This window comes from Streptomyces sp. NPDC001450 (genome assembly GCF_053597295.1).
On record NZ_JBSFHY010000002.1, the window covers coordinates 145,945 to 167,659 of the forward strand.

Consider the following 21,715-nt stretch of genomic DNA (forward strand, 5'->3'; position numbering starts at 1 on the left):
TGGGTCACTTGTATGCTCACGAACACATGTATGGGGAGACATGACAGACAAGCTCTGACAGCCTGGCCCGGCGGCTCGGGCAGCCGGTGGTGATCGGCCAGATCCTCGCCGGGATCGCCCTCGGACCGACCCTGCTGGGCCGGCTCCCCGGGGACAGAGCCTGAGCCGAGTGCGCCCCCGGACGTCGGTCGGGGGCGCACTCGTGGGGAGCGGTGCCGGTCAGGCCTGCTGCCTGCGGCGCAGCGTGAGGTAGGTGCCCGTGACGCCGGCGGCCAGCAGGGCGCCCACGCCGAGGCCGACCGGGAGGGCCGGGATCCCCGAAGTGCCGGTGGTGGCAGCCGTGTTCTGCATCGCCGGGCCGGGTGTGATGCTCGTGGCCACCGGGGCGACGTGCTTGACGGGTCCGACGGACTTCACCGAGCCGTCCGAGTTCAGCAGCACCTGCTTGTTGTTCGGGTGCCGGAAGTCGAACATGCCCGCCAGGGAGCCGGCCGTCGCGTCGAAGGAGTGGTCGCCGACCCGGCCGGTGTGCCAGTTGTCCTCGATGAACCGGGTGATGGATGCCTGGTCGGTCAGCGTGTGGTCGACCTTGTCGACCTTGCTGTACGGCGAGATCACGAGCAGCGGCTCGCGGGTGCCCGGGCCGCAGCGGTCGGCGTAACCGCCGGACGCCTTCGGACCGTTCTGGCAGGTGGGGCTGTCGGTGGCCTTGCCGTTGGAGCCGAGTGAGGTGTCCTTCGAGCCGTTGCGCGGGGCGGCGTACGCGTGGTCGTACCAGCCGTCGGAGTCGTCGTATGCGACGACGACCGCGGTCGACTTCCACTGCGGCGAGCTCTGGATCGCGTTGATCTGCTTGACGAGGAAGTGCTGTTCGTCGAGCGGGTCGGAGTAGCCGGCGTGGCCGTCCTGGTACGCGCCGGCCTTCACGAAGCTGACGGCCGGGAGCTTGCCCGCCTTGACGGCGGCGGTGAAGTCGGTCAGGTCGTAGTTGTGGTTGGCCCGTCCGTCGTGGCCGATCTCGGAGACGCTCTTCGGCGGCAAGTGGTGCGGGTTGGCCGTCGACCTGTAGTACGAGAACGGGTTGTGGTGCGGGCTGTAGTCGGCGACGGCCGCTCCGCCCACGTTGGTGTGCGTGGTGTCGCACTTGGCGTACGACCCGGACGTCCCGTTCCACGCGGTCGAGGGCCGGAAGCCGCCCTGGAACCAGCCCCAGGAGACCTTCTTCGCGTTGAGCATGTCACCGATGTTGGCGCCCTGCATGGCCGCCAGCGCGTTGGTGCTGGTGTGGTCCTTGCCGGAGCAGTCGTCGAAGGCCGGGTCGGGGTCGTTGACCACCGTGCCCACGCCCTTCGCGTCGGGCGACTTGACGGCGTACGGGTCGGGCGTCGCCGTCCGCTTGCCGGTGGCCGGGTCGACGGAGACCACGCCGTGCGTCTGACCGGAGACCAGGTTGAGCGCACCTGGCGTGGAGGGGCCGTAGACCGAGCTGAAGGCACGGTCGGACAGGGAGTAGTGCTGGGCGTAGTTCCACAGCGCGGTGACGGTGTTGCCGTCGTAGTAGTCCATGACGAGGCCGGGCTCGCCGAACAGGCCCCCGCTGCACTTGTCGACCTCGGTGTTCTGCACGTACTGGTCGGCCTTGCCGCCGTTCGCCGCGTACTGCTCGGCCCCGTAGGAGTGGTTCTGGTCGCACGTCATCGCCTGGGCGGGGGAGAGCCGCTTCGGCGTGTACTGGTTGGGGTTCGTCCTGAGCAGCCCGGCGTGGGCCAGGGTGTCGATGTTCTTCGGGGTGTTCCTCGACGCCTTGAACTTCGTGCCGTCCGTGTTGGCGGCCTTCGGGTAGGTGGCGAAGTAGTGGTCGAAGGAGACGTTCTCGTCGAAGATCACGACGATGTGCTTGACGGGCGTCGCGGTCGAGGAGTGCCCGGAGGGCACCGCCGCCCAGCCGGGCGCGATGCTGCCGAGCACCGTGAGCGCCGCCGCTCCGGCGAGCGCCGTGATGCTCCGTGTCGCCGCTCGTCTTCCTCTGCTGGCCATGCTGGTTCACCCTCCGGGCAGGAACGTCTGTGCGTCGTACGAGCACGGATGCTGCGCCCGCGGTGGGGCGCGTCGGCGGAGGAGCGGTGGCGTGGGAGTGAACACCGGGTCAGGGATGCTGGGGCAAACCTTGACGGTGAATTGACCCGCCTGCCTGCCGAGTTGTCCGGACCGGCTCAGCCCAGCAGGGCACGCCCGTACCAGTCCGTCGCGTCCCGCACGCCGGGCAGGGCGAAGAAGTAGCCGCCGCCGAACGGGCTGATGTAGTCGGTGAGCGGCTCGCCCGCCAGCCGGTGCTGCACGGTCTCGAACTGCCGTACCGGATCCTGCTGGTAGCAGGTGAACAGCAGACCCATGTCGAGGTTGCCGTTGCCGTCCATGCCCCGGTCGTAGTTGTAGGCGCGGCGCAGGATGCGCTGGTCGGCGGTGGCGGCCGTGCGGGGGTTGGCGAGGCGGATGTGGGCGTCCAGCGGGATGACGTCGCCCTTGGGATCGTCCGCGTACTTCGGCGTGTCGTGCTCGTGGTCGCCGTCCAGCGGTGCGCCGGTGAAGCGGGCCCGGCCGAACATCCGCTCCTGCTCGCTCAGCGGGACCCGGTCCCAGAACTCCACCAGCATCCGGATCAGCCGGACGACCTGGTAGCTGCCGCCGACCGCCCAGTCCGGTTCGCCCATGCCCTTGCCCACCCAGACCAGACGGTCCATCTCCTGGACGCCGTTCGCGTCCGGGTTGGCGGTGCCGTCCTTGAACCCCATCAGATTGCGCGGGGTGCCGGAGGGCCGGGGCGGACTGGTGAAGCCGTCCAGGCGCCAGCGGACCTGCATACCGCCCCGGGTGTGCCGGGCGATGTCGCGCAGGGCGTGCAGGGCGGTGTCCGGGTCGTCGGCGTGCAGGTGGAGGCTGAGGTCGCCGTGACACCACTCGGACCGCAGGTCGTCGTCCGGGAAGGCGGGCATGGCGGTCAGCCGCCGGGGCCGCAGCGCGGCCAGCCCGAACCGGTCGTCGAAGAGCGAGGCGCCCACCCCGACGGTCACGTCCAGCGCGCCCGAGGGCAGCCGGTCGCCCAGGATGCCGGAGTCCGCGGGCGGCCCGGTGATGCCCACCGGGGACGGCGTCCCGCCCGAGGCCAGGAAACGGGCCCGGCCGGTGAGGGTGCGCAGCAGGGCGGTCAGGTCCGCGCGGTGCTCGGCGGTCACGTCGAGCGACACGAACACGCTGGTCCGCCGCGAGGGCGCGAGCACGGATGCCTGGTGGGCGCCGTGGAAGGGGACGACGGCCGTCGCAGGTGCGGCGGCACCGGTGGCGAGCCCCGCTCCCGCAAGGGCCGCGCCGCGCAGGAAGCCGCGCCTGCCCACTCCGTCGGGTCGTTGGGTTCCGCTCACGCCGTCCTCCGGGGATCGCACAGGCTCGCCACCGACGCGAGCCGCTCGACCAGGTCGCCGAAGGCCGAGTCGACGCGCTCCCGCCCGGCGCGGGGCAGGGCGGCCGGCGCGGTCCAGCGCCCGCCGTGCCGGAACCGGTCGAGCAGGTGCTGCGTGTGGTCCAGGTCCCGGTCGAGGCCGGGCAGGTCGGCGTACCGGGTGGTGAGCAGGGGGCGCAGCCGGGACAGCACCTCGCGGGTGCCGTCGAGGTTGGCGCGTGCGGTCGCGAGGTTGCTGCCGCTGCCGTAGTCGGTCCGGCCGGTCAGCTCGAACTGCACGGTGTTCTCCAGGATCTCGTGCGCGCGCAGACCGAGCTGGGCGGGATCCATGCGGGTCTGCGACCAGCTGTCCCGCAGCCCGGTCACCGCCTTGACCAGCGCCGCCGCCGGGGCGCGCAGGCGGCCCGCCGACTGCCCGTGCCACAGCCCGTACTCGATGCGGTGGAACCCGGTGAAGCCCCGGTCGCCCACCCTGCCGGGCAGCCCCGCGTCCGTGCCGTCGATCTGCCCGTCCGCGTCCCCGAAGGCGTCGTACGCCGCCCCCAGCCGCTCGTACTCCAGATGGGCCGGCAGCCAGGCGGTCCGGGCACCGGCGAGGTCGCCGTGGTCGATGTCCCGGCCCAGCTTCGCCGTCAGCCGGACCAGTTCGTCCAGACCGCCGCCGACCCACTTCTGGTAGGCGAGGGCGGGCGGGATCAGGTCGTGCTCGGTGACGGGGGCCGCCCCCGGGCCGCGCCGCCCCGACGTGACGCGGACGCTGGGCCCGGTGACGGCGTCGGCGTCGTCTGGCACGCACTTGAAGGCGTACGTGCCCCTGCCCAGCCGGACGGTCAACTGCCGTGTCGTACCGGGGCCGATGCCCTCCACCTCGCCGTACACCACCTGGCTGCCCGGGTCCTCGAGGTAGACCTCGGCGGCACCGTCGGAGGCGTTGTGCAGGTCGAAGGTCTGCACCCCGGGCGCCGGCCGGCTCCAGCCGCGGCCGCAGCGGCTCGGCGAGACCTCGACCGTGACGGACCGTACGGCCCGTGCGGGGCGCCCGCCCACGAGGGAGAGCGCCAGCAGGGTCCCTCCCACGGCGAGGGCGAAGGCGAGGAGCAGCACTCCAGCCGTTCGGAGAGCGACCGGCCGCGAGCCGAGGCGGGGCAACGGCATGGCGAGCCTTTCCGGAACGACGTACGCAGACGTCCACGCGGCTGAGCGCAACAGCTGTGCGAACGCCCGCGGGACGGCCTCATGCTAGGCAGCCCGCCGCATCCGAACAGCCGTCCCAACGATTCATTGACCAGGAATTCCCCCCGGGTTCACCGGAGGTCTTCCGGCGCCGCTCGGTCAGGGCCGCTCGGTGAGCCAAAAGCTCTGGGCGGGGAGTCGTCGCAGCAGTTCTGGCCGCCGCTCCGCGCCGAGGGCCGGGAGCACGTCGACGGTCGTCCCGAGTCCCGCGGGCGAGCCTGCGCGGAGGTCCGCTTCTAGTGCTGTGACCGAGGTCGTCGGCCACGGGCGGCGTGGAAGCGACCGGATTGCCGTGTTGCGCTCAGGGGTACGCGAGTGACGTGCCCCGACCGTGCGCCCCGGTCGAAGGGCTCATCGTCGGGCCGACCCGGCGCGCGTGGTCTACGCCGGGCACTCGGCCGGCGGCCATCTCGCCCTGTGGGCCGCGCTCCGGCACCGGGTGCCCGACGGCGCACCCGGCCGGACCGAAACCCCGCCCGCCGTTCTCGGCGTGCTCGCCCTCGCCCCCACCGCGGACCTGGCGTGGGCCGACCAACTGGGCAGCGGCCGGGGCGCCGTCGCCGCCTTTCTCGGTGGTGCAAGGGAGCAGGTCCCGGACCGGTACGCCGCTGCCGACCCGGCAGCCCTGGGCGTCCCCGTCGGCCGTACGGTCGTGGTCCATGGCACCCTGGACGAGTCGCTGCCCGTCGCCATGGCCCGCCGGTACGCCGCACGGGCGGGCGCCACACTCCACGAGCTGCCCGGGGCCGGTCACTTCGACGTGATCGACCCCGACTCGGCGGCCTGGCCCGTGGTGAGCGAGGCGCTGCGGACCGTCGTCGCCGGGGCCGAGGTCTGAAGCAGCGGGCAGCCGCGGCCTGTTCAGCGAACGGGGAATCCGAAGGAGTACCCCTGCTGCTTCAGCCACGGCAGCAGGGTGCGCAGCGCGGCCACGGTCTGGGAGCGGTCGCCGCCGGCGTCGTGGAAGAGCAGGGTCGGGCCGTTGTGCAACTCGCCCTTGACGGTGGTGATGATGGCGTCGGTGCCGGGCCGCTCGAAGTCCTTGGAGTCGACGTTCCAGCCCAGCGGCCGCATCCCGTGCGAGGCCGCGAGGTGCCGGCTGTACGGGGTGAACGCGCCGCCCGGGGCCCGGTAGTACATCGGCCGTACGCCCCCGGAGGCCTTCGTGATCTGGCGCTCGGCGTCGAGGATCTGCTGCGACTGGTAGGCCTCGGACTTCTTGTCCATGGTGGTGTCGTGCGACACCGTGTGGTCGCACAGCCGGTGCCCGGCCGCCACCACCCGCTTGACCATGTCGGGGTGCGCCTCCGCCTGGGTGCCGACCACGCAGAACGTCGCCTTCACGCCGTTGTCCTTGAGTACCTGCAGCACCTGCGGAGTCCACTGCGGGTCGGGGCCGTCGTCGATGGTGATGTTGACCGCGTGGTCGCCGCCGTCGGAGGCGTGGACGATCGTGGCGGACACGGGAACCGCCTTCTTGGCGACGGGGTGCGCCGCCTGGTGTCCGCCGGTCTGGCCGGCCTGCGCGGTCCACACCGACGTGGCGGCGGCCACCGCCGTCACTCCGAGCGCCGCCGCGACCACCCGGCCGTACCATCCCCGCCCGCCATGCCGTGCCATGTCCGCCCCGCTCCTCGCCGTGTTGGTAGGTACCCCGTGCACCTGTCAGGACGGGATAAGTGGGCCGCGGGATCCCTCTGTTACCGATCACGGACAATTCCGGGGTACATCTGGGACAGGCGTCCGAACGGTCCCACCGGAACCCCTCGTTCCCCTGGGCCGGATTTCACCTCTCGTCCCCTGCGCCCTGTTGATGAACTATGAAGCGGCCTATCCGGTGCGGCGGCGCTCCTGGGTGTCGCCGCACTCGTCGTATCGGCGGTTCCCGCCGACGCGGCGACCGCGGGGACGGCACCGTCGGGCCCGAACGAGCTGATCGCGGGTCAGCGGACGGCCACACCGGCCCTGGTGGACGGCATCCACGAACAGGCACCGGCGGCCACGACACCGGCGGGCGGCGCGCGTGCGTACCTCGCCACGAAGAGGGACCGCTACCGCATCGCACACCGCGACCTGAAGCCCGCGGGGACCGACAGTCGCAGCACAGGGGCTCGGCACTTGCGAGGAGGACGAGTCCGCGCTCACCGGAACCACGCACGGCCTGGTCGTCCTGCCCACCGGAACCGGCGTGTCACCCGGCACGTACCCGTGTGGGACCACCGGGCGCCCCAGCAGCCGTACGACGTCAAGGACGCCTCCGCCGGCGCGGTCACGGCCTGCGTTCTGCTGGCCCTGTCCGCGGCGACGGGCAGGCCCGAGTACCGGGAAGCCGCCCTGCGACTGCTGACCGCGCCGGCGAAGACCTGCCTGACCGGGAACTCGACGCGCGCCGAGGCCGTCGTCCCCCGCTGCACGCGCAACCGCCCGGCCGAGGACGGGATGCAGATCTCCCTCCCGCACGCCGACCCCTACCTCCTCGAAGGCATCCTGCGCGTCGTGCAGCCACAGGACGTCGACCGGGCGATCGACCTGTCCGGGGCGAAACGAGGGCGACCGGGGGGCCGGGACGACGCTACGGTGCCCGGATGCCCCTCTATCCGGAGATCGAGCCGTACGCACACGGCATCCCACGGCCCGTCAGCTGAGCGGCCGCCGCGCGTACACCTCGATCTCGATCCTCATGCGAGGGTCGGCGAGGCCGCAGACGAGCATCGTCGCGGCCGGGCGGACCTCGCCGAAGCAGCGGCGCAGCACCGGCCAGCAGGGCTCGAAGTCCTCGCGGTCGGGCAGCAGGTAACGCACCCGTACGACGTCCGCGAAACCGCAGCCCGCCTCGGTCAGCGCGGCACCGACGTTGCGGAGGCACTGCTCGGCCTGTTCCACCACGTCGTCGGAGATGGTCATGGTGGCGTAGTCGAACCCGGTCGTCCCGGACACATGGACCCAGTCGCCGTCCACCACGGCACGGGCATACCCGATCTGCTCCTCGAAGGCCGAGCCGCTGAGGATCGCACGTCGCTCTGTCATGCGCCGAACGCTAGGTGACCTGTATCGATACGTCTAATACTGCCTGGGGCATGACCTGATATCTCTAGGCGTATGAAGCGCCCCGAACTTCCCCTCGCGCAGCTGCACGCCTTCGTCGTGCTCGCCGAGGAACTCCACTTCGGCCACGCGGCCGCCCGGCTCGGCATCGCCCAGCCACCGCTGAGCCAGCAGATCCGCCGCCTGGAGGACAAGGTCGGACATGCGCTGTTCAGCCGCGAGCCGGGACACGTCGCGCTCACTCCGGCCGGCCGCGAACTGCTCCCGGCCGCCCGGCGGGCCCTCAACGACCTCGCGGACGGCCTGGCCGCGGCCCGCGCCGTCGGCAGCGGCCGGGCCGGCCGGTTGCGCATCGGTTTCGCCGCCTCCCTCGCCCTGACCGTCCTGCCCGGACTGCTGCGCACCTTCCGGCAGCGCTTCCCCGATGTGCACCTGGACATCCACGAGATGACCACCGCGCCGCAGCTGGCAGCCCTGCACGACAAGACCATCGACATCGGCCTGCTGCGCGAACCACCCGCCGACGAGCAGGAGATCGGCTTCAGGACGGTCCTCAGCGAGCCTTTCGTGGCCGTGCTCCCGGCCGCCCACCCCTTGGCCGCCCAACGGACCGTACGGGTGGCGCAGTTGGCCGACTCGCCGTTCGTGCTTCTGCCCCGGGCGGTCGGCCCCGGGCTGTACGACCGGATCACCGGCTTGTGCACGGAGGCGGGCTTCACACCCCGGACGGCCCAGCACGCGGTGGAATGGCAGACCGTCTGCGCCCTCGTGGAAACCGGTCTGGGCGTCTCCCTGGCCCCGGCCAGTACCCGGCGCATCCGCCTCAAGGGCGTCGCGTTCCGCGGGATCGCCCCCGACACCGCCCGCACCCGGGTCGCCGTGGCCTGGCGCACGACCGACCCGAACCCCCTGGTCGCCAGCCTTCTCGCGACGGTCGGCGGGGAATGACCTGAGACCGCCCTGCTCCGCGACCTCCACCGCGCCGGTCAGCGACCGTAACGGCGCTCCCGGGCGGCGTACGACCGCAGGGCCCGCAGCAGGTCGATCTCGCGGAACGCCGGCCACAGGACGTCGACGAAGTGCACCTCGGCGTAGGCGGACTGCCACAACAGGAAGCCGGAGAGCCGCTGTTCGCCGGAGGTGCGGATGATGAAGTCGGTGTCGTGCCCGGCCGGCGAGTACAGGTTGTCGGTGATGTGCTCCAGGTCGAAGTCGGCGGCCAGCTCCGTGGGGTCGCCCCCTGCGCTGATGTGCTTGTCGAAGGCCGCCTTGACGGCGTCGACGATCTCCCGGCGGCCGCCGTAGCCGACGGCGACGTCGACCTTCAGCCCGCCGCGGCCGTGGGTGAGGGCCGCGGCCTCCTTGAGGACGCGGGCGGTGTTCCCGGGCAGCAGGTCGAGCGCGCCGATGATCTCGATCTCCCAGGGCTCTCCTGCGACACAGATGCGCTGGACGGTCTCCTCGATTATGTCGAGCAGGGGACCGAGTTCGTCGGCCGGCCGGTGGAGGTTGTCGTCGGACAGCATCCACAGCGTGACGTGCTTGATGCCGGCGTTGGTGCACCAGTGCAGGAAGTCCGTGACCTTCGCGCCGCCGACGCGGTAGCCCTCGCGTACGTCCTGATGTCCCGCACCCCTGGCCCAGCGCCGGTTCCCGTCCAGCATGATCGCCACGTGCCGCGGCCGGGGCAGGCCCTCCAGCTTGCGGTTCAGGCGCCGTACATAGATCGCTTCCAACGCCGAACGCAAGGCCTTCATCGCCACGCCGATGTCCCTTCTCCTACCCGTGTTTGAGGGCGCAAGGATAGTGCCACGCTCTCGTCGCGGGCCACGCGGGAGTGGAGCGTCCGGTCCGCGCGGAGCGGCTACGCTGCGGGCGTGACCGGTCGACCGATGAGCCGCCGCGGCCTGCTGGAGGCCGCGGTCCTCGGCGCCCCGACCCTCGCCCTGGCCGGCTGCTCCGGGGACGGCGGACCCGACTGGCGGCTCAGGCTCGCGACGGGGGCGCCCGGCGGGCCGTACAACGCCTTCGGCAAGGCACTGGCCGCGCAGGCCGCACAGGCCGTCCCCCGGCTGCACATCACCCCGCTCAGCACCTCGGCCAGCGTGGACAACCTCCGCAGACTCGGCGCCGGATCGGCGGACCTGGGCCTGGCGATGGCGGACGCCGCCGAGGACGCCGTGCGGGGGCGGGAGCCGTTCTCGAGCCGGGCCGCCGTGACGGCTCTCGCCCGCGTCTACGTCAACTACACGCACCTGGTCGTACCGGCCGACGGACCCGTGCGGTCCGTGGGGGATCTCGCGGGCCGTTCGGTCGCCACCGGCGCGGCGGGCTCCGGCGGGCAGGTGCTGGCGAACCGGCTGCTCCGGGTGACCGGACTGACCGGGAAGCGGTCGGTACGGCAACGGCAGTTCGGCCTCGCCGCCTCGGTGGCGGCGCTGCGCACGGGCACGGTCGACGCGCTGATCTGGGCCGGGGGAGTGCCGACCCCCGCCCTGTCGGCGCTGGCCCGTGAAATGCCGCTGCGCTTCCTGCCGCTGGAGGAACAGGCCGGCATCCTGCGCGACACGTACGGCCCCGCCTACACGGCGGTCACCCTCCCGGCCGGCGTGTACGGGCTCACCGAGCCGGTCGGCACCGTCGGCGTGGGCAACTATCTGCTGGCCCGCTCCCAGGTGCCGCAGCAGGCGGTGCGCGAGGTGCTCCGGGTGGTGTTCGACCGGTGGCGTGTGCTGCTGCGGGAGGTCACGGCGGGCGCCCGGCTCGAACCCAGGTTCGCCGTCGCGACGGGGGACGTACCCCTGCACCCCGGCGCGGTGGCCTACTACCGCTCGGTCTACGGCTGATCCGGCACCGGCCCCGGCAGCCGCAGCTCCACCACCAGGCCGTGGGGACGGTTGCCGGCCGTGCTGAGCCGGCCCCCGCTGAGGCGGGCGATCTCGTCGGCGATGGCCAGGCCCAGGCCACTGCCGGGCACGTTCTGATGCTCGGGGGCCCGGGCGAAACGCCGGGTGAGCAGCGTCAGCTGATCGTCCTGCACCCCCGGGCCGTCGTCGGCGACGCGCACCACGACCTCCCCGTCCGCGAGCGCGGCCGTCACCGCGACCCGCCCACCGGACGGGACGAACTTGACCGCGTTGTCGAGGACCGCGTCGAGGATCCGGCCGACGGCGTCCGGCACGGCAGGCGCCCGCAGTCCCTCCCGTACGGCAGCGGCGCTCAGCGTCACCCCGGTCGCCTCGAACACCGGCTGCCACGCGGCCACCCGCTCACGCACCCCGCGGGACACGTCCTGCTCGGTCCGCTCCGCCGTGCCCGACTCCACCCGTGCCAACGCGAGCAGGCCGTCGAGCAGCTCCTCCAGGCGCTCCGCCTCGTCCAGGGCGCGTGCGTGCTCCTTCCTGCCGGGGCCGGGCGCGAGATGCGGCTCCACGTTCTCCAGCTGGAGCACCAGGGTGGCCAGCGGGTTGCGCAGTTGGTGCGAGGCGTCGGCGACGAAGGCGCGCTGGCGGCCGAGGGAGTCGGCGACCGCCTCGGCCATGCCGTTGAAGTGCCGGCGAAGGCTGCGCAGTTCGGGCGGCCCCGTGTCGGAGACGGCCCGTGTCTCCAGGCTGCCGGACGCCAGTCCGGCGACGGCCCGGTCGAGGTCACGGACCGGGCGCATCAGCCAGCGGGTGATGCCGGCCGCGACCAGGGCCGCGGCCGCGAAGGCGGTGAGCGCCCCGCAGGCGACGAGCGCCCAGCGCACGGTCACGTCCCGCCGGGCGGCGGTGGTCGGGACGGCCAGCAGGACCGCGCCGCTGACCCGCTCGTCCCGGCCGACCGGCTCGGCGAGCACCACCCGGTCCGGCCCCCACGGCCGTACGGTCGGCAGCTGTTCGGTGGACCGCCCGGTCAGTGCCCGGCCCAGGACGTCGTCCGCGGCGGACGGGGAGACGCCGGCCCCCGCCTGCGCGAGGGTCCGCCCCGCGGAGTCCACCACGGTCACCGAGGCGCCGTACAGCTCGGCGTACCGGCGGATCTCGGTGGACAGTTCGGCACGGTCGGCGGCCGTCCGCACCCGGTCGGCGAGGTCGGCGAACCGCACGGCGTCGGCGCGCCGCTGGAGCAGCAGATGCTCCGTCCGTCCGCTCGCGTACGAGCCGGCCAGCGGAACCGACAGCAGCAGGGTCGCGGCCCCGATGAGCACCATCAGCACGGCCAGCAGCCTGCGCCTCATCGGCGGCGGCCGTCTCGGCCGTCGGTGCCGAGCTGGTACCCGAAGCCCCGCACCGTACGTACCAGTTCGGCGCGGCCCGTCTTGGCGCGGATGCCCGCCACGTGCACGTCCAGGGACCGGGACGCGGCGAGGAAGGCGTCGCCCCAGATCCGGTCCAGGATCTCCTCGCGGGAGTGCACCTCGTCGGGCCGGGCCGCGAGGAAGGCGAGGACGTCGAACTCGCGCCGGGTGAGCCGTACGTCCGCGCCGGCGACCGTGACCGTACGGCCCGCGATGTCGATCTCCACATCGCCGGTGCGCACGGGGCCTGCGTCGCCGTTCGTGCCGCGGGCCGCCGCCGGCCCGGTGCGGCGGCGCACGGTGTCGATCCGGGCCATCAGCTCGTTCATCCGGAACGGCTTGACCACGTAGTCGTCGGCACCGGCCCGCAGCCCCTGCACGATGTCGCGCTCCTCGCAGCGGGCCGTCACCACGATCAGCGGCGCCTCGCACACCGTGCGCAGCCGCCGCAGCAGCTCCAGCCCGTCCAGGTCGGGCAGGCCGAGGTCGAGCAGCACGAACTCGGCCGCGTGGACATGGCGCAGGGCGTCCAGGGCCCGGCCGGCCCTGCGCACCGTGTGCCCGCGCTGGGCGAGGGCCGTGGTCAGGGCCTGGGCCATACGGTCGTCGTCCTCGACGAGCAGCGCGTGCATGTGAAGTCCTCGTGCCGTGGTGACCTGGGCGGCAGCTTACGTAAGCGGCACCGTCCGGGTCACCACCCGCGTCAGCGGACGGCCTCCGCGGGACTGTGGTCGCGACCGGTGTCCGCCTCGACCTCGGCGCGGCTGAGTGCCGCGTTGCGGGTGTCCGGCATCAGCACGTAGGTGACCAGCGACACGAGCGCGCACCCCGACACGTACCAGAAGAACACCTTCTCGTGACCGCTGTCCTTGAACCACAGCGCCACGTACTCCGCCGTCCCGCCGAACAGCGCGTTGGCGACGGCGTACGGCAGCGCCACCCCGAGGGCGCGGACCCGGGTGGGGAACAGCTCCGCCTTCACGGCCGCGTTGATCGAGGTGTAGCCGGTGACGATGACCAGGGCCAGCAGGGACAGCCCCAGCGCCGACCAGTACGAGGACGCCGAGCCGAGCGCGGTCATGATGGGGTACGTCCCCACCGTGCAGCCGACCGCGAAGGTGATCAGCAGGGGCCGCCGGCCGATCCGGTCGGAGAGCAGCCCGGCGAACGGCTGGAGCAGCGCGAAGACGGTGAGCGCGGTGAAACTCACCAGCGTGGCCGTGGACTTGGCCATGCCGGCGCTGCCGATCAGGTACTTGGTGAGATACGTGGTGTACGTGTAGTACGCCACCGTGCCGCCCAGGGTGAGCGCCATGACCAGTCCGGCCTCGCGGCGATGCTGCCACAGCGCCCTGAGCGTGCCGCGCGCGGTGTCCGTACGGTCGTCCGCCCCGGACTCCTCGGTGAACGCCTCGGTCTCGGTCAGCCGGCGCCGCAGCCAGAACACCACCCCGGCGAACAGCGCACCGAGCACGAACGGGATCCGCCAGCCCCAGCTCTCCAACTGGTCCGTGGTCAGGGTGTGCTGCATCGTGATCAGGATGGCGAGACCGAGGAGCTGGCCGCAGGTCATCGACACGTACTGGAACGAGGAGCCGAGCCCGCGCCGGTCGCGGGCGGACGCCTCGGTCAGATAGGTGGCGCTGGCGGCGTACTCGCCACCGATGCTCAGGCCCTGCAGCAGCCGGGCCAGGAGCAGCACCACGGCGCCGAAGTAGCCGGCCTGGCCGTAGGTGGGCGCGACGGCGATGAGCAGGGCGGCCACCGACATCATGGTGACGGTGAGGGTGAGCGCGCTCTTGCGCCCGTGCCGGTCCGCCGCCCGCCCGAGGATCCACCCGCCGACCGGACGCATCAGGAAGCCGACGGCGAAGATGCCGGCCGTGTTCAGCAGTTTGGTGGTCGGGTTGTCGCCGGGGAAGAACGAGTCGGCGAAGTAGATCGCGAAGCTGGCGTAGACGAACCAGTCGTACCACTCGACGAGGTTGCCCAGCGACCCGCCGACGAGGGCGAGACGGCGGTTGCCGGGGGAGGCCGACGGCGGCCTTCCGGGCAGGGCGGCAGAGGATGACATGGCGGCTCCAGGTGGGGAAATCCGGTGGGATCGGGGAGCGGGAGAGGTGCCCCCGGAACCTGAGTGCGCCCGAGCATGCGGGCCGCCGCCGCACCCGGACAAGGCCGGCCGCGCAGATCTAACATGCCGCTAAGAAAGCGGCTGTGAGCCCGCCCGAGAAGGCGCCTGCGGGCCCGTCACTCGCCCGCCAGTGCCGCCCGTACGATTGCCGCCGCCGCTTCGGCCGCCGCGAGGACCGGCGCCGTGCTGCGCGCGGCCCGGCCGAGCATGAAGGCGCCCTCCAGCAGCGCGACGACCGAGCTCGCCGTCTCCCGGGCGGCGGGCTCGGGGACGCCCCCTTCGGCGTAGTACGCGGCGAGACGGTCGACCCAGCTGTCGAAGACCTCAGAAGTGGCCTGGCGCAGCGTCTCGTTGGTGCTGGCGACCTCCATCGCGACCGTGGCGATGGGGCAGGGGTCGGCGAAGTCGAGTTCGGCGAGGGTGCCGGCCGCGGCCGTGAAGGCGTCGGCGGTGGCCGCGACCCGGTCCTCGTAGGGCGTCATCAGGGCGGTGATGAGCCCCAGGTAGACGGCTCCCGAGGTGCGGATCACCTCCTCGCCCAACTGGGCCTTCCCGCCGGGGAAGAAGTGGTAGATCGACCCGAAGGGCGCACCTGCGGCCTCCGCGATCTGCTTCATGCCGGTGCCCGTGTAGCCCGTGCGCCGGAACAGCTCCGTGCCGGCGCTCACGATGCGCTGCCTGGTCTCGTGGGTGCTGGGAGCCTTGCTGTCGCTCACGGCGGGAGCCTCCGGTAAAGCCGCTGGTGCTGTGTGCCCTTCCGTGCCTATTCTGTCACTAGAACGCTCTATCTAGTGCCAACGGGGTCGGAGGCGGGACCATGCCGCAGATCGAGCTGAGCGCGGGGACGATCGACTACGAGGACTCGGGAGGCGAGGGCCCCGTGGCGGTCCTGGTCCACGGTCTCGGCTTCGACGAGTCGGTGTGGTCAGACGTCGTGACGGACCTGCGGCCCGACTTCCGCGTCCTGGTCCCCGTCCTGCCCGTCGGCAGCCACCGGCGCCCGATGCGCCCGGACGCGGACCTCTCCGCACACGGCATCGCCCGGCTGCTCGCCGAGTTCATGGACCGCCTGGACCTGCGGGACGTCACCCTCGTCCAGAACGACACCGGAACGGCCCAACTCCTCGTCGGCGTACGGGACGAACGCATCGCCCGCCTGGTCCTCACCTCCTGTGAGGCCCTGGACAACTACCCGCCCGGCGCACAGGGCAGACTGCTGCACCGGGCGAGCAGGATCCCCGGTGGACTCTTCCTCCTCGTCCAGTCCTTCCGCTTCCCCTTCCTCGCCCGCATGGAGACGTCCCTCGGCGGGATGGCGAAGAAGCGGCTGCCGAAGGAACTGATCGCCCGCTGGTACGGCCCCCTGCTGACGAGCCGTGACATCCGCCGCGACTTCGCCAAGTTCTGCCGCGACGCGGACCCGGAGTGCTACGTCAGGGCGGCGGGAAACCTGCCCTCCTTCACGCGTCCGGCCCTGGTCGCCTGGGGCGCCGAGGACCGCATGATGCCTCCCGCCACCGGCCGCCGCCTCGCCGAGCTGCTGCCCGACGCGCGCTATGTGGAGATCCCCGACGCCCGCACCCTGGTCCAGCTGGACAACCCGGCCGCCCTCACCGCGGAGATCCGCCGCTTCGTCAAGGAGCATCCGCTGCCCGGCGAGGGCTGAGCACCGGCTTCGGCCCCCGCCGGGTGGGTCACCCTTCGAGCGTCAGGTAGAGGCGGGTGCCCCGGGGCTGGAAGCCGACCCGCTCATAGACGCGGCGCGACCCGTCGCCCGAGTACTCGAGCCAGACGGACGACGCCCCGTCGGCGAACGCGGTCGCGGCCAGGGACGCCGTGACCGCGGCCGCGATGCCCCGACCGCGGTACGCGGACCGGGTGCCCACACCCGCCAGCTCGGCCGTGCCATGGGCGGGTGCCGAGCAGACGGCCGCACCGGCGCAGCCGCCGTCGACGGCACGGACGAACCGTACGGCTCCGCCGCTCTCCTGGGTGCGCCTGAGCCGGGCCGCGCCCTCCGCAGAAGGGGGGAACTCACCGCCGAACGCCTCGGAGAGGGCGGCGTCGATCGCCGTGTAGTCCTCGTCGGTGTCCGGTGCCGCCACCTCGATGCTCCCGGCCGGCACCGCCAGGGTGGCGGGGGTGCAGACCATGTACTCATGGACCGCCTCCGTCGCGAAGCCGGCCCGGCGCAGGACGGGTTCGACGGCGGGTGCGGTGTCCGGGGCGAACTCCAGACGGGGCTTGAGGCCGCGCTCGCGGAATGCCCCGATCAGGGCGCTGACGTCCCGGTCGGTCGGCTCGGCGCCGGGGACCGGGGTCGCGTAGTTGACGTACGGGCTGGTCGTCGTGGGATCGAATCCCACGACGAAGCCTCCGACTGCGACCGCCGCCGGACGGCGCAGCAGGTTGGCGACGGCGAAACTCTGGACATCGGTGTGCACGATGAAGATGACCTCACGTTGGATGGCAGCCGCGAGGGCTGCGGGACCGGCGTGTCCGCCGGGAACACGGGATGTACGTGGGGCCGCCGTGAGGAGACGCGAGGGCACAGACGGCCGCTGCCGTAAGGGCGGGGCGGGGTCAGTGCCGACGGCGGCCGCTGTGGGACGCCGCGATCAATGGCTTCAGTCCTTCGTCGTACATGAGTGAACGCAGATCAACTCCCCGAAGCCTGCCACACTCCGAACGAGTGCGGCAAGCGGACATACGGCTGGACGCCCGACCCGACCTGCCGTGCTCAGCCCGTCTTCGTCAGCCGGGCGGCGTGCCGGGCGATGCGCGTGGCGGCGAACTCCGTGCCGGCCACGAAGCGCATCATCGGCCCGAACATCGGGGCCGCGAGCGATCCGGTGAAGTACAGGCCGGGCACCGACGATTCGAACGTCGCGGTCAGGGCGGGGGCCTTCGAACCCGGGACGCATGCCACGGCGCCGCGTACGGCGGGCGACAGGAAGGGTATGACGTCCAGGTCGAGGCGGTAGCCGGTGGCTGCCAGCACGTGGTCGACGGTGAGGGTCGTGCGCCGGCCGTCGGATTCCGCGAGCTCCAGGCGCGCGGCGGATCCGGCCGCCTCGGCGCGAGTGACGCGGCACGACGTGCGCACCGATATGACACCCTCGACCCTGTCCCGCAGCCACCAGCCGCCCGACGGGCCCAGCGCACGCCGGAACAGCAGCAGCCGGGCCGACGCGGGGAGCCGTCGTACTCCGCCCGGAGCCTTGCAGACCGCGGCCAGGGCCCAGCCGGTGCCCAGCGGGGAGGCGGGTTTGGCCAGCCGCCGGGTCCAGGTCCGGGCCAGATCCGGTGTCATGCCCCACAGCACGCGCTGCTCCCGGACCAGCACCTGAGCTTCGGCACCGGCCTCGTGCAGCAGCGCGGCGCTCTCCAGCGCGGACTGCCCGCCGCCGACGACGGCGACGCGCTGCCCGGCGTACCGCGACAGGTCCGTGTGGTGGCTGGTGTGCGACACCAGCGCTCCGATGCCGGGGCCTTCGGGTGCGAGGCGCCGCAACTCGTCCGGGACGTGGGCGAGCCCGTTCAGGCCGGTGGCCACGACGACGGCCGCGGCCGTGAGTTCCTGGCCGTCGTCCAGCCGTACGGTGAAACCGGAGCCGGTCGCCGCCCTGCCGACGGCCATGACTCGCGCGGGGTCGACCTCACCGACGTACCGCTTCTGGAACCACTGCCCGTAGCGCACGAAGACCTCGCACGGGATGGGTGTCAGCTCGGTCAGCTCCGGCTCACCGTGCAGCCGCCGGAAGTCCGAGAGCCGCCCTCCGGGCTCGGGCGCGGACAGGTCCGTGGCCGCTGGTGTGGACTTGAGGAACATGCCGGTCGCCATCGCATGGCGCCAACTGCCCATCACGTCACCGAAGACGCGAACTGGCGTGCCCGCGGCCCGCAGATGCGCGGCGACAGAGAGTCCGTACGGCCCGGCGCCGACCACGACGACCGGTGGCCCCGCCCTCCCCGCCGGTGCCTCGTCATGGGCGTGGTGCTGTTCCGGAAGCGACTGCGTCACACATCCCCCTGCTGGTCGACTCGCCCCCACTCCGCGGCTCAGTGTTACCCATGCACCGGCATAGCGATGCGATATGGGACATACATTGCTGAAACGTGGTCGAACCGTTGGCGGACAACGGTCCGCGACCGCGCCGCACCGGTGAAGCCCGGCCCGCCGACACCCCCCGAGGGAAGGTGCCGACGGGCGACGGGCCGTGGGTCAGCCCACACGCAGCGTCAGGGCGGCCGTGTGGAGCTTGCCGCCGGTCTGGAACTGCAGGAACAGCCGCCAGTTGCCCGCGGTGGGCAGTTCGGCGTGGAAGGACAGGTCGGGGCCGCCGTGGTCGCCGTCGACCTTGGTCGTGGGGTGGAGGTGGGCGAACGCGGCGTCGCCCTCGTGGAAGGCGGTCAGGTGGGCGTAGGTGTCCAGGTAGGGCTGGAGGTCGGTGACCGGCTTGCCGTCCCTGGCGATCCGCACGGTCAGCGGATGCGCCATGCCGGCCATGGGCTCGCCTTCCACGGTGACCGTGTATCCGTCGACCGTCGTGCTGCCGGTCGCGGCGGGCAGCCGGGTCCGGGCGGCCGTACCGGGGACCTTCACCGTCCGGCTGAGCACGAAGTCCTTGCCCTTGCCGCTCCCGCTGTCCGGTGTGAAGGAGGCGAACACGCGCCATGAGCCGGATGCGAGGGAGGAGAGGCCGGCCGTCCAGGTGCCGTCGGAGGCCATCGTCGGATGGAGGTGCTGGAAGCCGGTCAGGTCGGAGCGGATGGCGTAGAAGTGCATCCGCTTGGTCTGGTCGAGGGCGAAGCCGGTCACCGGCTTGCCGTCCGGGCCGGCGACCGTGAAGCGGTACGTCGTCCGCTTCCCGGCGGTCAGGGTGGTGTCGGAGCTGGTGAGGCGGTAGCCGTCCTTGGCGTCGGCCAGGCCGTTGCCGTCGGCCCCGTGGTCCATGCCGGGCATGCCGTTCATCGAGGAGCCGGCTCCGGCCGCGGAGGTCGCGGTCGGCTTGGCGCTGTGATGCATGCCCGGCATGGCGGAGTCGTCGGAGGACCCGCAGGCGGCCAGCGTCAGGGCGAGGGCGGCTGCGGTTCCGGCGGCCGCGAGGGCGCGGCGACGGACGGTGGAACGGGTGGAAGCGAACATCGCTCGGGTGTCTTTCCGGGTGGCGCACCACGCCGGGTGGCGCGCGGAGTGAGCAGGACGCTGCGGCCGGAGAGCCCCGAAGGGGGCCTGCTCCGGCGCGGTCCTGTCACGTCCGCGCGATGCACACCTGGAGGAGGAGACCACGTCCGTCCGGTGGCCCGCGCCGCCCGGTCCCGCCGGGACGCCAGGCTCGGTGCACGGCCCAGGTCGCGAGTGCGGCGAGTGCGAAGAGGGCGGTGAGCGGCGCGACGGGCAGCAGGACGCGCTGCTCGGCGGGAGTGGCGACGCACAGTGTCCCGTGCGCGGCCATGTCGTCCACGGCCCGGAGCGTGCCGGGCCGGGTCCGTGCGGGCTTCGCCGCCGTCGCGGAATCGTGGCCGTCGTGGCCGTCGTGCATGACGAGGGCCGCACCCGTCCGACCGTGACAGCCGTCGACGGCCGCGGCCGGCGAGCCGTGCATGAGGAACAGACCGAGCAGTATCGCGCACAACGGCAGCAGCCGGGCGCTGCCCGTCCTGCGCGTGCGTTCGCCGCCCATGATGACCTGTCCTCCCGCCGGCCGTCGCGGACCACCGAGGTGTGGTCAGCGCTACGACGATACCTGGTGGGGGTACCCGGGAAGAAAAGGCCGGACGGAAAAGGCCGGACGGCAACAAGAAGGGCAAGGAGATGAACCACTCCTCGCCACTCTCAACGTATAGCGCACCGGGGGGCTTGCGGCAAGGCCCCCGTCGTACCGCAGAATCACCGGCCGAAGCCACAACCTGCGGAAACTCATGGGGGCAGTGATGATCGACGTGATCGTCGTCGGCGGAGGACCGACCGGCTTGATGCTGGCCGGCGAGTTGCGGCTGCACGGGGTGCGCGTGGTCGTGCTGGAGAAGCTGACCGAGCCGACCGAGCAGTCCCGCGGGCAGGGCCTGCACGCGCGCAGCGTCGAGCTGATGGACCAGCGCGGCCTGCTGGACCGGTTCCTGGCGATCAGTGAGAAGTTCCAGGTCGGTGGCCTCTTCGGCGGTATCGCCAAGCCGTGGCCGGACCGGTTGGACACGGCTCACCCGTACGGCGTCGCCACCCCGCAGCCGGTCACCGAGCGGCTGCTCGAGGAGCATGCCCTCGAACTCGGTACCGAGATCCGGCGCGGCTGCGAAGTCGCCGGGCTGAGCCAGGACGAGGACGGGGTGACCGTCGAGCTGGCGGACGGGACGCACCTGCGCTCGCGCTACCTCGTCGGATGCGACGGCGGCCGCAGCACGGTGCGCAAGCGGCTCGGCGTCGGATTCCCCGGCGAGCCGGCCAAGGTCGAGACGCTGCTGGGTGAGATGGAGGTGACCGAGGATCCGGCGACGATCGCCGCCGTGGTCGAGCAGGTCCGCAGGACTCAGCTGCGGTTCGGCGTCAGCCCCAGCGGGGACCGGGTGTACCGCGTCGTCGTGCCGGCCGACGGCGTGGCCGAGGACCGGGCGACCGCGCCGACCCTCGAGGAGTTCAGGCAGCAGCTGCGTGCCTTCGCGGGCACCGACTTCGGCGTGCACTCGCCACGCTGGCTGTCCCGGTTCGGCGATGGCACCCGGCAGGCCGAGCGCTACCGGGTCGGCCGGGTGCTGCTGGCCGGCGACGCGGCGCACATCCACCCGCCGACCGGCGGGCAGGGCCTCAACCTCGGCATCCAGGACGCGTTCAACCTCGGCTGGAAACTCGCTGCCGCGGTCAACGGCTGGGCGCCGGAGGGGCTGCTGGACAGCTACCACGCCGAACGACACCCGGTGGGCGCCGCTGTGCTGGACAACACCCGTGCGCAGATCACCCTGTTGGGGACCGACCCGGGTGCGACCGCGCTACGGGGGCTGTTCTCGAAGCTGATGGACTTCGAGGAGGTGAACCGGTACGTGACCGGGCTCATCACCGCGGTCGAGGTCCGCTACGACTTCGGTGAGGGGCATGAACTGCTCGGCCGGCGGATGCGGGACGTGGGGTTGAAGCGGGGGCGCCTCTACGAGCTGATGCGCGGCGGCCGCGGCCTGCTGCTCGACCAGACCGGCCGGCTCTCGGTGGCGGGCTGGGCGGACCGGGTCGACCACGTCGTCGACGTCAGCGAGGAACTGGACGTGCCCGCGGTGCTGCTGCGGCCGGACGGCCACGTGGCGTGGGCCGGTGAGGACCAGCAGGAGCTGCTCGGCCGGCTGCCCCGGTGGTTCGGTGCCGCCGTCGGCTGAACGCGCAGCCCCCGAACCGGTCAGGCGACTTCCGCGTGCCCGGGTGAGCCGCCCGTCGTCCGGAGCATCGCGGGACCGCCGGTGCGCAGGAAACGGACGACGAGTACCGCGGCGAGCAGCAGGAACGCGATGTTCAGCCAGGTCGTGCAGTCCCAGCTGACGCCGCGGCGATCGTCCCGGCGATGAGCAGGCCCGACACCAG

Annotated in this window: 19 protein-coding genes and 1 pseudogene; 5 read left to right on the top strand and 15 right to left on the bottom strand. The window is 72.5% G+C overall.

Annotated features, from left to right (window positions below; all coding sequences use genetic code 11):
- Nucleotides 1-219 precede the first annotated feature (219 nt).
- From ACWC5O_RS02535 to ACWC5O_RS02545, 3 genes are all read right to left on the bottom strand, one after another.
- Complete coding sequence (locus tag ACWC5O_RS02535) at nucleotides 220-2,037, bottom strand: phospholipase C (protein WP_450581942.1); 1,818 nt, start codon at nucleotides 2,035-2,037, stop codon at nucleotides 220-222.
- A gap of 176 nt (nucleotides 2,038-2,213) precedes the next feature.
- Nucleotides 2,214-3,419 carry an iron uptake transporter deferrochelatase/peroxidase subunit gene (efeB, locus tag ACWC5O_RS02540; RefSeq protein ID WP_450581940.1) on the bottom strand — a complete coding sequence of 402 codons (1,206 nt, stop codon included), beginning with the start codon at nucleotides 3,417-3,419 and terminating at the stop codon, nucleotides 2,214-2,216.
- Nucleotides 3,416-4,612, bottom strand: coding sequence for an EfeM/EfeO family lipoprotein (locus ACWC5O_RS02545; protein WP_450581938.1), 1,197 nt, complete (start codon nucleotides 4,610-4,612; stop codon nucleotides 3,416-3,418). The genes efeB and ACWC5O_RS02545 overlap by 4 nt, the downstream gene beginning before the upstream one ends.
- Nucleotides 4,613-5,021: 409 nt before the next feature.
- On the opposite strand from ACWC5O_RS02545, the gene ACWC5O_RS02550 reads away from it, so the two are divergent.
- Nucleotides 5,022-5,528, top strand: a complete 507-nt coding sequence (locus ACWC5O_RS02550) for an alpha/beta hydrolase family protein (protein ID WP_450581936.1) — start codon at nucleotides 5,022-5,024, stop codon at nucleotides 5,526-5,528.
- 23 nt (nucleotides 5,529-5,551) lie between these two features.
- On the opposite strand, the gene ACWC5O_RS02555 is transcribed toward ACWC5O_RS02550, so the two are convergent.
- Both ACWC5O_RS02555 and ACWC5O_RS02560 read right to left on the bottom strand, forming a co-directional pair.
- A complete protein-coding gene (locus tag ACWC5O_RS02555; protein WP_450581934.1) occupies nucleotides 5,552-6,310 on the bottom strand; it encodes a polysaccharide deacetylase family protein in 759 nt (252 codons plus the stop codon).
- Between the two features lie 1,017 nt (nucleotides 6,311-7,327).
- Nucleotides 7,328-7,717 (bottom strand): RidA family protein, encoded by a 390-nt coding sequence (locus ACWC5O_RS02560; RefSeq protein WP_450581932.1) that lies wholly within the window; start codon nucleotides 7,715-7,717, stop codon nucleotides 7,328-7,330.
- 72 nt (nucleotides 7,718-7,789) lie between these two features.
- Between ACWC5O_RS02560 and ACWC5O_RS02565 the strand changes: the two genes are divergently transcribed.
- Nucleotides 7,790-8,683, top strand: coding sequence for a LysR family transcriptional regulator (locus ACWC5O_RS02565; protein ID WP_450581930.1), 894 nt, complete (start codon nucleotides 7,790-7,792; stop codon nucleotides 8,681-8,683).
- Between the two features lie 38 nt (nucleotides 8,684-8,721).
- Here ACWC5O_RS02565 and ACWC5O_RS02570 read toward each other — a convergent pair whose 3' ends face one another.
- A complete protein-coding gene (locus ACWC5O_RS02570) occupies nucleotides 8,722-9,492 on the bottom strand; it encodes an isoprenyl transferase (protein WP_450582228.1) in 771 nt (256 codons plus the stop codon).
- 120 nt (nucleotides 9,493-9,612) lie between these two features.
- Here ACWC5O_RS02570 and ACWC5O_RS02575 point away from each other — a divergent pair, with 120 nt between their 5' ends.
- A complete protein-coding gene (locus ACWC5O_RS02575; RefSeq protein ID WP_450581928.1) occupies nucleotides 9,613-10,581 on the top strand; it encodes a TAXI family TRAP transporter solute-binding subunit in 969 nt (322 codons plus the stop codon).
- Here ACWC5O_RS02575 and ACWC5O_RS02580 read toward each other — a convergent pair.
- The 4 genes from ACWC5O_RS02580 to ACWC5O_RS02595 all read right to left on the bottom strand — a co-directional run bounded on the left by ACWC5O_RS02580 (nucleotide 10,572) and on the right by ACWC5O_RS02595 (nucleotide 14,864).
- Nucleotides 10,572-11,954 carry an ATP-binding protein gene (locus tag ACWC5O_RS02580; protein ID WP_450581926.1) on the bottom strand — a complete coding sequence of 461 codons (1,383 nt, stop codon included), beginning with the start codon at nucleotides 11,952-11,954 and terminating at the stop codon, nucleotides 10,572-10,574. The genes ACWC5O_RS02575 and ACWC5O_RS02580 overlap by 10 nt on opposite strands.
- Nucleotides 11,951-12,646: a response regulator transcription factor gene (locus ACWC5O_RS02585; protein WP_450581924.1), complete on the bottom strand. Its 696-nt coding sequence runs from the start codon at nucleotides 12,644-12,646 to the stop codon at nucleotides 11,951-11,953. Before ACWC5O_RS02585 ends, ACWC5O_RS02580 begins: the two co-directional genes overlap by 4 nt.
- Nucleotides 12,647-12,717: 71 nt before the next feature.
- Nucleotides 12,718-14,088: an MFS transporter gene (locus tag ACWC5O_RS02590; protein ID WP_450581922.1), complete on the bottom strand. Its 1,371-nt coding sequence runs from the start codon at nucleotides 14,086-14,088 to the stop codon at nucleotides 12,718-12,720.
- Between the two features lie 176 nt (nucleotides 14,089-14,264).
- Nucleotides 14,265-14,864 (bottom strand): TetR/AcrR family transcriptional regulator, encoded by a 600-nt coding sequence (locus ACWC5O_RS02595; protein ID WP_450581920.1) that lies wholly within the window; start codon nucleotides 14,862-14,864, stop codon nucleotides 14,265-14,267.
- Between the two features lie 101 nt (nucleotides 14,865-14,965).
- Between ACWC5O_RS02595 and ACWC5O_RS02600 the strand changes: the two genes are divergently transcribed.
- A complete protein-coding gene (locus tag ACWC5O_RS02600; RefSeq protein ID WP_450581918.1) occupies nucleotides 14,966-15,814 on the top strand; it encodes an alpha/beta fold hydrolase in 849 nt (282 codons plus the stop codon).
- A gap of 28 nt (nucleotides 15,815-15,842) precedes the next feature.
- Here the strand turns inward: ACWC5O_RS02600 and ACWC5O_RS02605 are convergent, their stop codons facing one another.
- The 4 genes from ACWC5O_RS02605 to ACWC5O_RS02620 all read right to left on the bottom strand — a co-directional run bounded on the left by ACWC5O_RS02605 (nucleotide 15,843) and on the right by ACWC5O_RS02620 (nucleotide 19,835).
- Nucleotides 15,843-16,592, bottom strand: coding sequence for a GNAT family N-acetyltransferase (locus ACWC5O_RS02605; RefSeq protein ID WP_450581916.1), 750 nt, complete (start codon nucleotides 16,590-16,592; stop codon nucleotides 15,843-15,845).
- A gap of 296 nt (nucleotides 16,593-16,888) precedes the next feature.
- A complete protein-coding gene (locus ACWC5O_RS02610; protein ID WP_450581914.1) occupies nucleotides 16,889-18,172 on the bottom strand; it encodes an FAD-dependent oxidoreductase in 1,284 nt (427 codons plus the stop codon).
- A 201-nt stretch (nucleotides 18,173-18,373) separates the two neighbouring features.
- Complete coding sequence (locus ACWC5O_RS02615; protein ID WP_450581912.1) at nucleotides 18,374-19,297, bottom strand: hypothetical protein; 924 nt, start codon at nucleotides 19,295-19,297, stop codon at nucleotides 18,374-18,376.
- Between the two features lie 106 nt (nucleotides 19,298-19,403).
- Nucleotides 19,404-19,835: a hypothetical protein gene (locus ACWC5O_RS02620; protein ID WP_450581910.1), complete on the bottom strand. Its 432-nt coding sequence runs from the start codon at nucleotides 19,833-19,835 to the stop codon at nucleotides 19,404-19,406.
- Nucleotides 19,836-20,085: 250 nt separating this feature from the next.
- On the opposite strand from ACWC5O_RS02620, the gene rox reads away from it, so the two are divergent.
- Nucleotides 20,086-21,513 carry a rifampin monooxygenase gene (gene rox, locus ACWC5O_RS02625; protein WP_450582226.1) on the top strand — a complete coding sequence of 476 codons (1,428 nt, stop codon included), beginning with the start codon at nucleotides 20,086-20,088 and terminating at the stop codon, nucleotides 21,511-21,513.
- Between the two features lie 20 nt (nucleotides 21,514-21,533).
- Here rox and ACWC5O_RS02630 read toward each other — a convergent pair.
- Nucleotides 21,534-21,677: pseudogene (locus ACWC5O_RS02630) on the bottom strand (permease); the annotation flags it as partial.
- Nucleotides 21,678-21,715: the final 38 nt, after the last annotated feature.

Bases quoted from the DNA above. Each gene is read 5' to 3' on its own strand.
- ACWC5O_RS02535 (WP_450581942.1), bottom strand. From the start codon at position 2,037: ATGGCCAGCAGAGGAAGACGAGCGGCGACACGGAGCATCACGGCGCTC.
- ACWC5O_RS02545 (WP_450581938.1), bottom strand. From the start codon at position 4,612: ATGCCGTTGCCCCGCCTCGGCTCGCGGCCGGTCGCTCTCCGAACGGCT.
- ACWC5O_RS02555 (WP_450581934.1), bottom strand. From the start codon at position 6,310: ATGGCACGGCATGGCGGGCGGGGATGGTACGGCCGGGTGGTCGCGGCG.
- ACWC5O_RS02560 (WP_450581932.1), bottom strand. From the start codon at position 7,717: ATGACAGAGCGACGTGCGATCCTCAGCGGCTCGGCCTTCGAGGAGCAG.
- ACWC5O_RS02565 (WP_450581930.1), top strand. From the start codon at position 7,790: ATGAAGCGCCCCGAACTTCCCCTCGCGCAGCTGCACGCCTTCGTCGTG.
- ACWC5O_RS02570 (WP_450582228.1), bottom strand. From the start codon at position 9,492: ATGAAGGCCTTGCGTTCGGCGTTGGAAGCGATCTATGTACGGCGCCTG.
- ACWC5O_RS02580 (WP_450581926.1), bottom strand. From the start codon at position 11,954: ATGAGGCGCAGGCTGCTGGCCGTGCTGATGGTGCTCATCGGGGCCGCG.
- ACWC5O_RS02585 (WP_450581924.1), bottom strand. From the start codon at position 12,646: ATGCACGCGCTGCTCGTCGAGGACGACGACCGTATGGCCCAGGCCCTG.
- ACWC5O_RS02590 (WP_450581922.1), bottom strand. From the start codon at position 14,088: ATGTCATCCTCTGCCGCCCTGCCCGGAAGGCCGCCGTCGGCCTCCCCC.
- ACWC5O_RS02600 (WP_450581918.1), top strand. From the start codon at position 14,966: ATGCCGCAGATCGAGCTGAGCGCGGGGACGATCGACTACGAGGACTCG.
- ACWC5O_RS02615 (WP_450581912.1), bottom strand. From the start codon at position 19,297: ATGTTCGCTTCCACCCGTTCCACCGTCCGTCGCCGCGCCCTCGCGGCC.
- ACWC5O_RS02620 (WP_450581910.1), bottom strand. From the start codon at position 19,835: ATGGGCGGCGAACGCACGCGCAGGACGGGCAGCGCCCGGCTGCTGCCG.
- rox (WP_450582226.1), top strand. From the start codon at position 20,086: ATGATCGACGTGATCGTCGTCGGCGGAGGACCGACCGGCTTGATGCTG.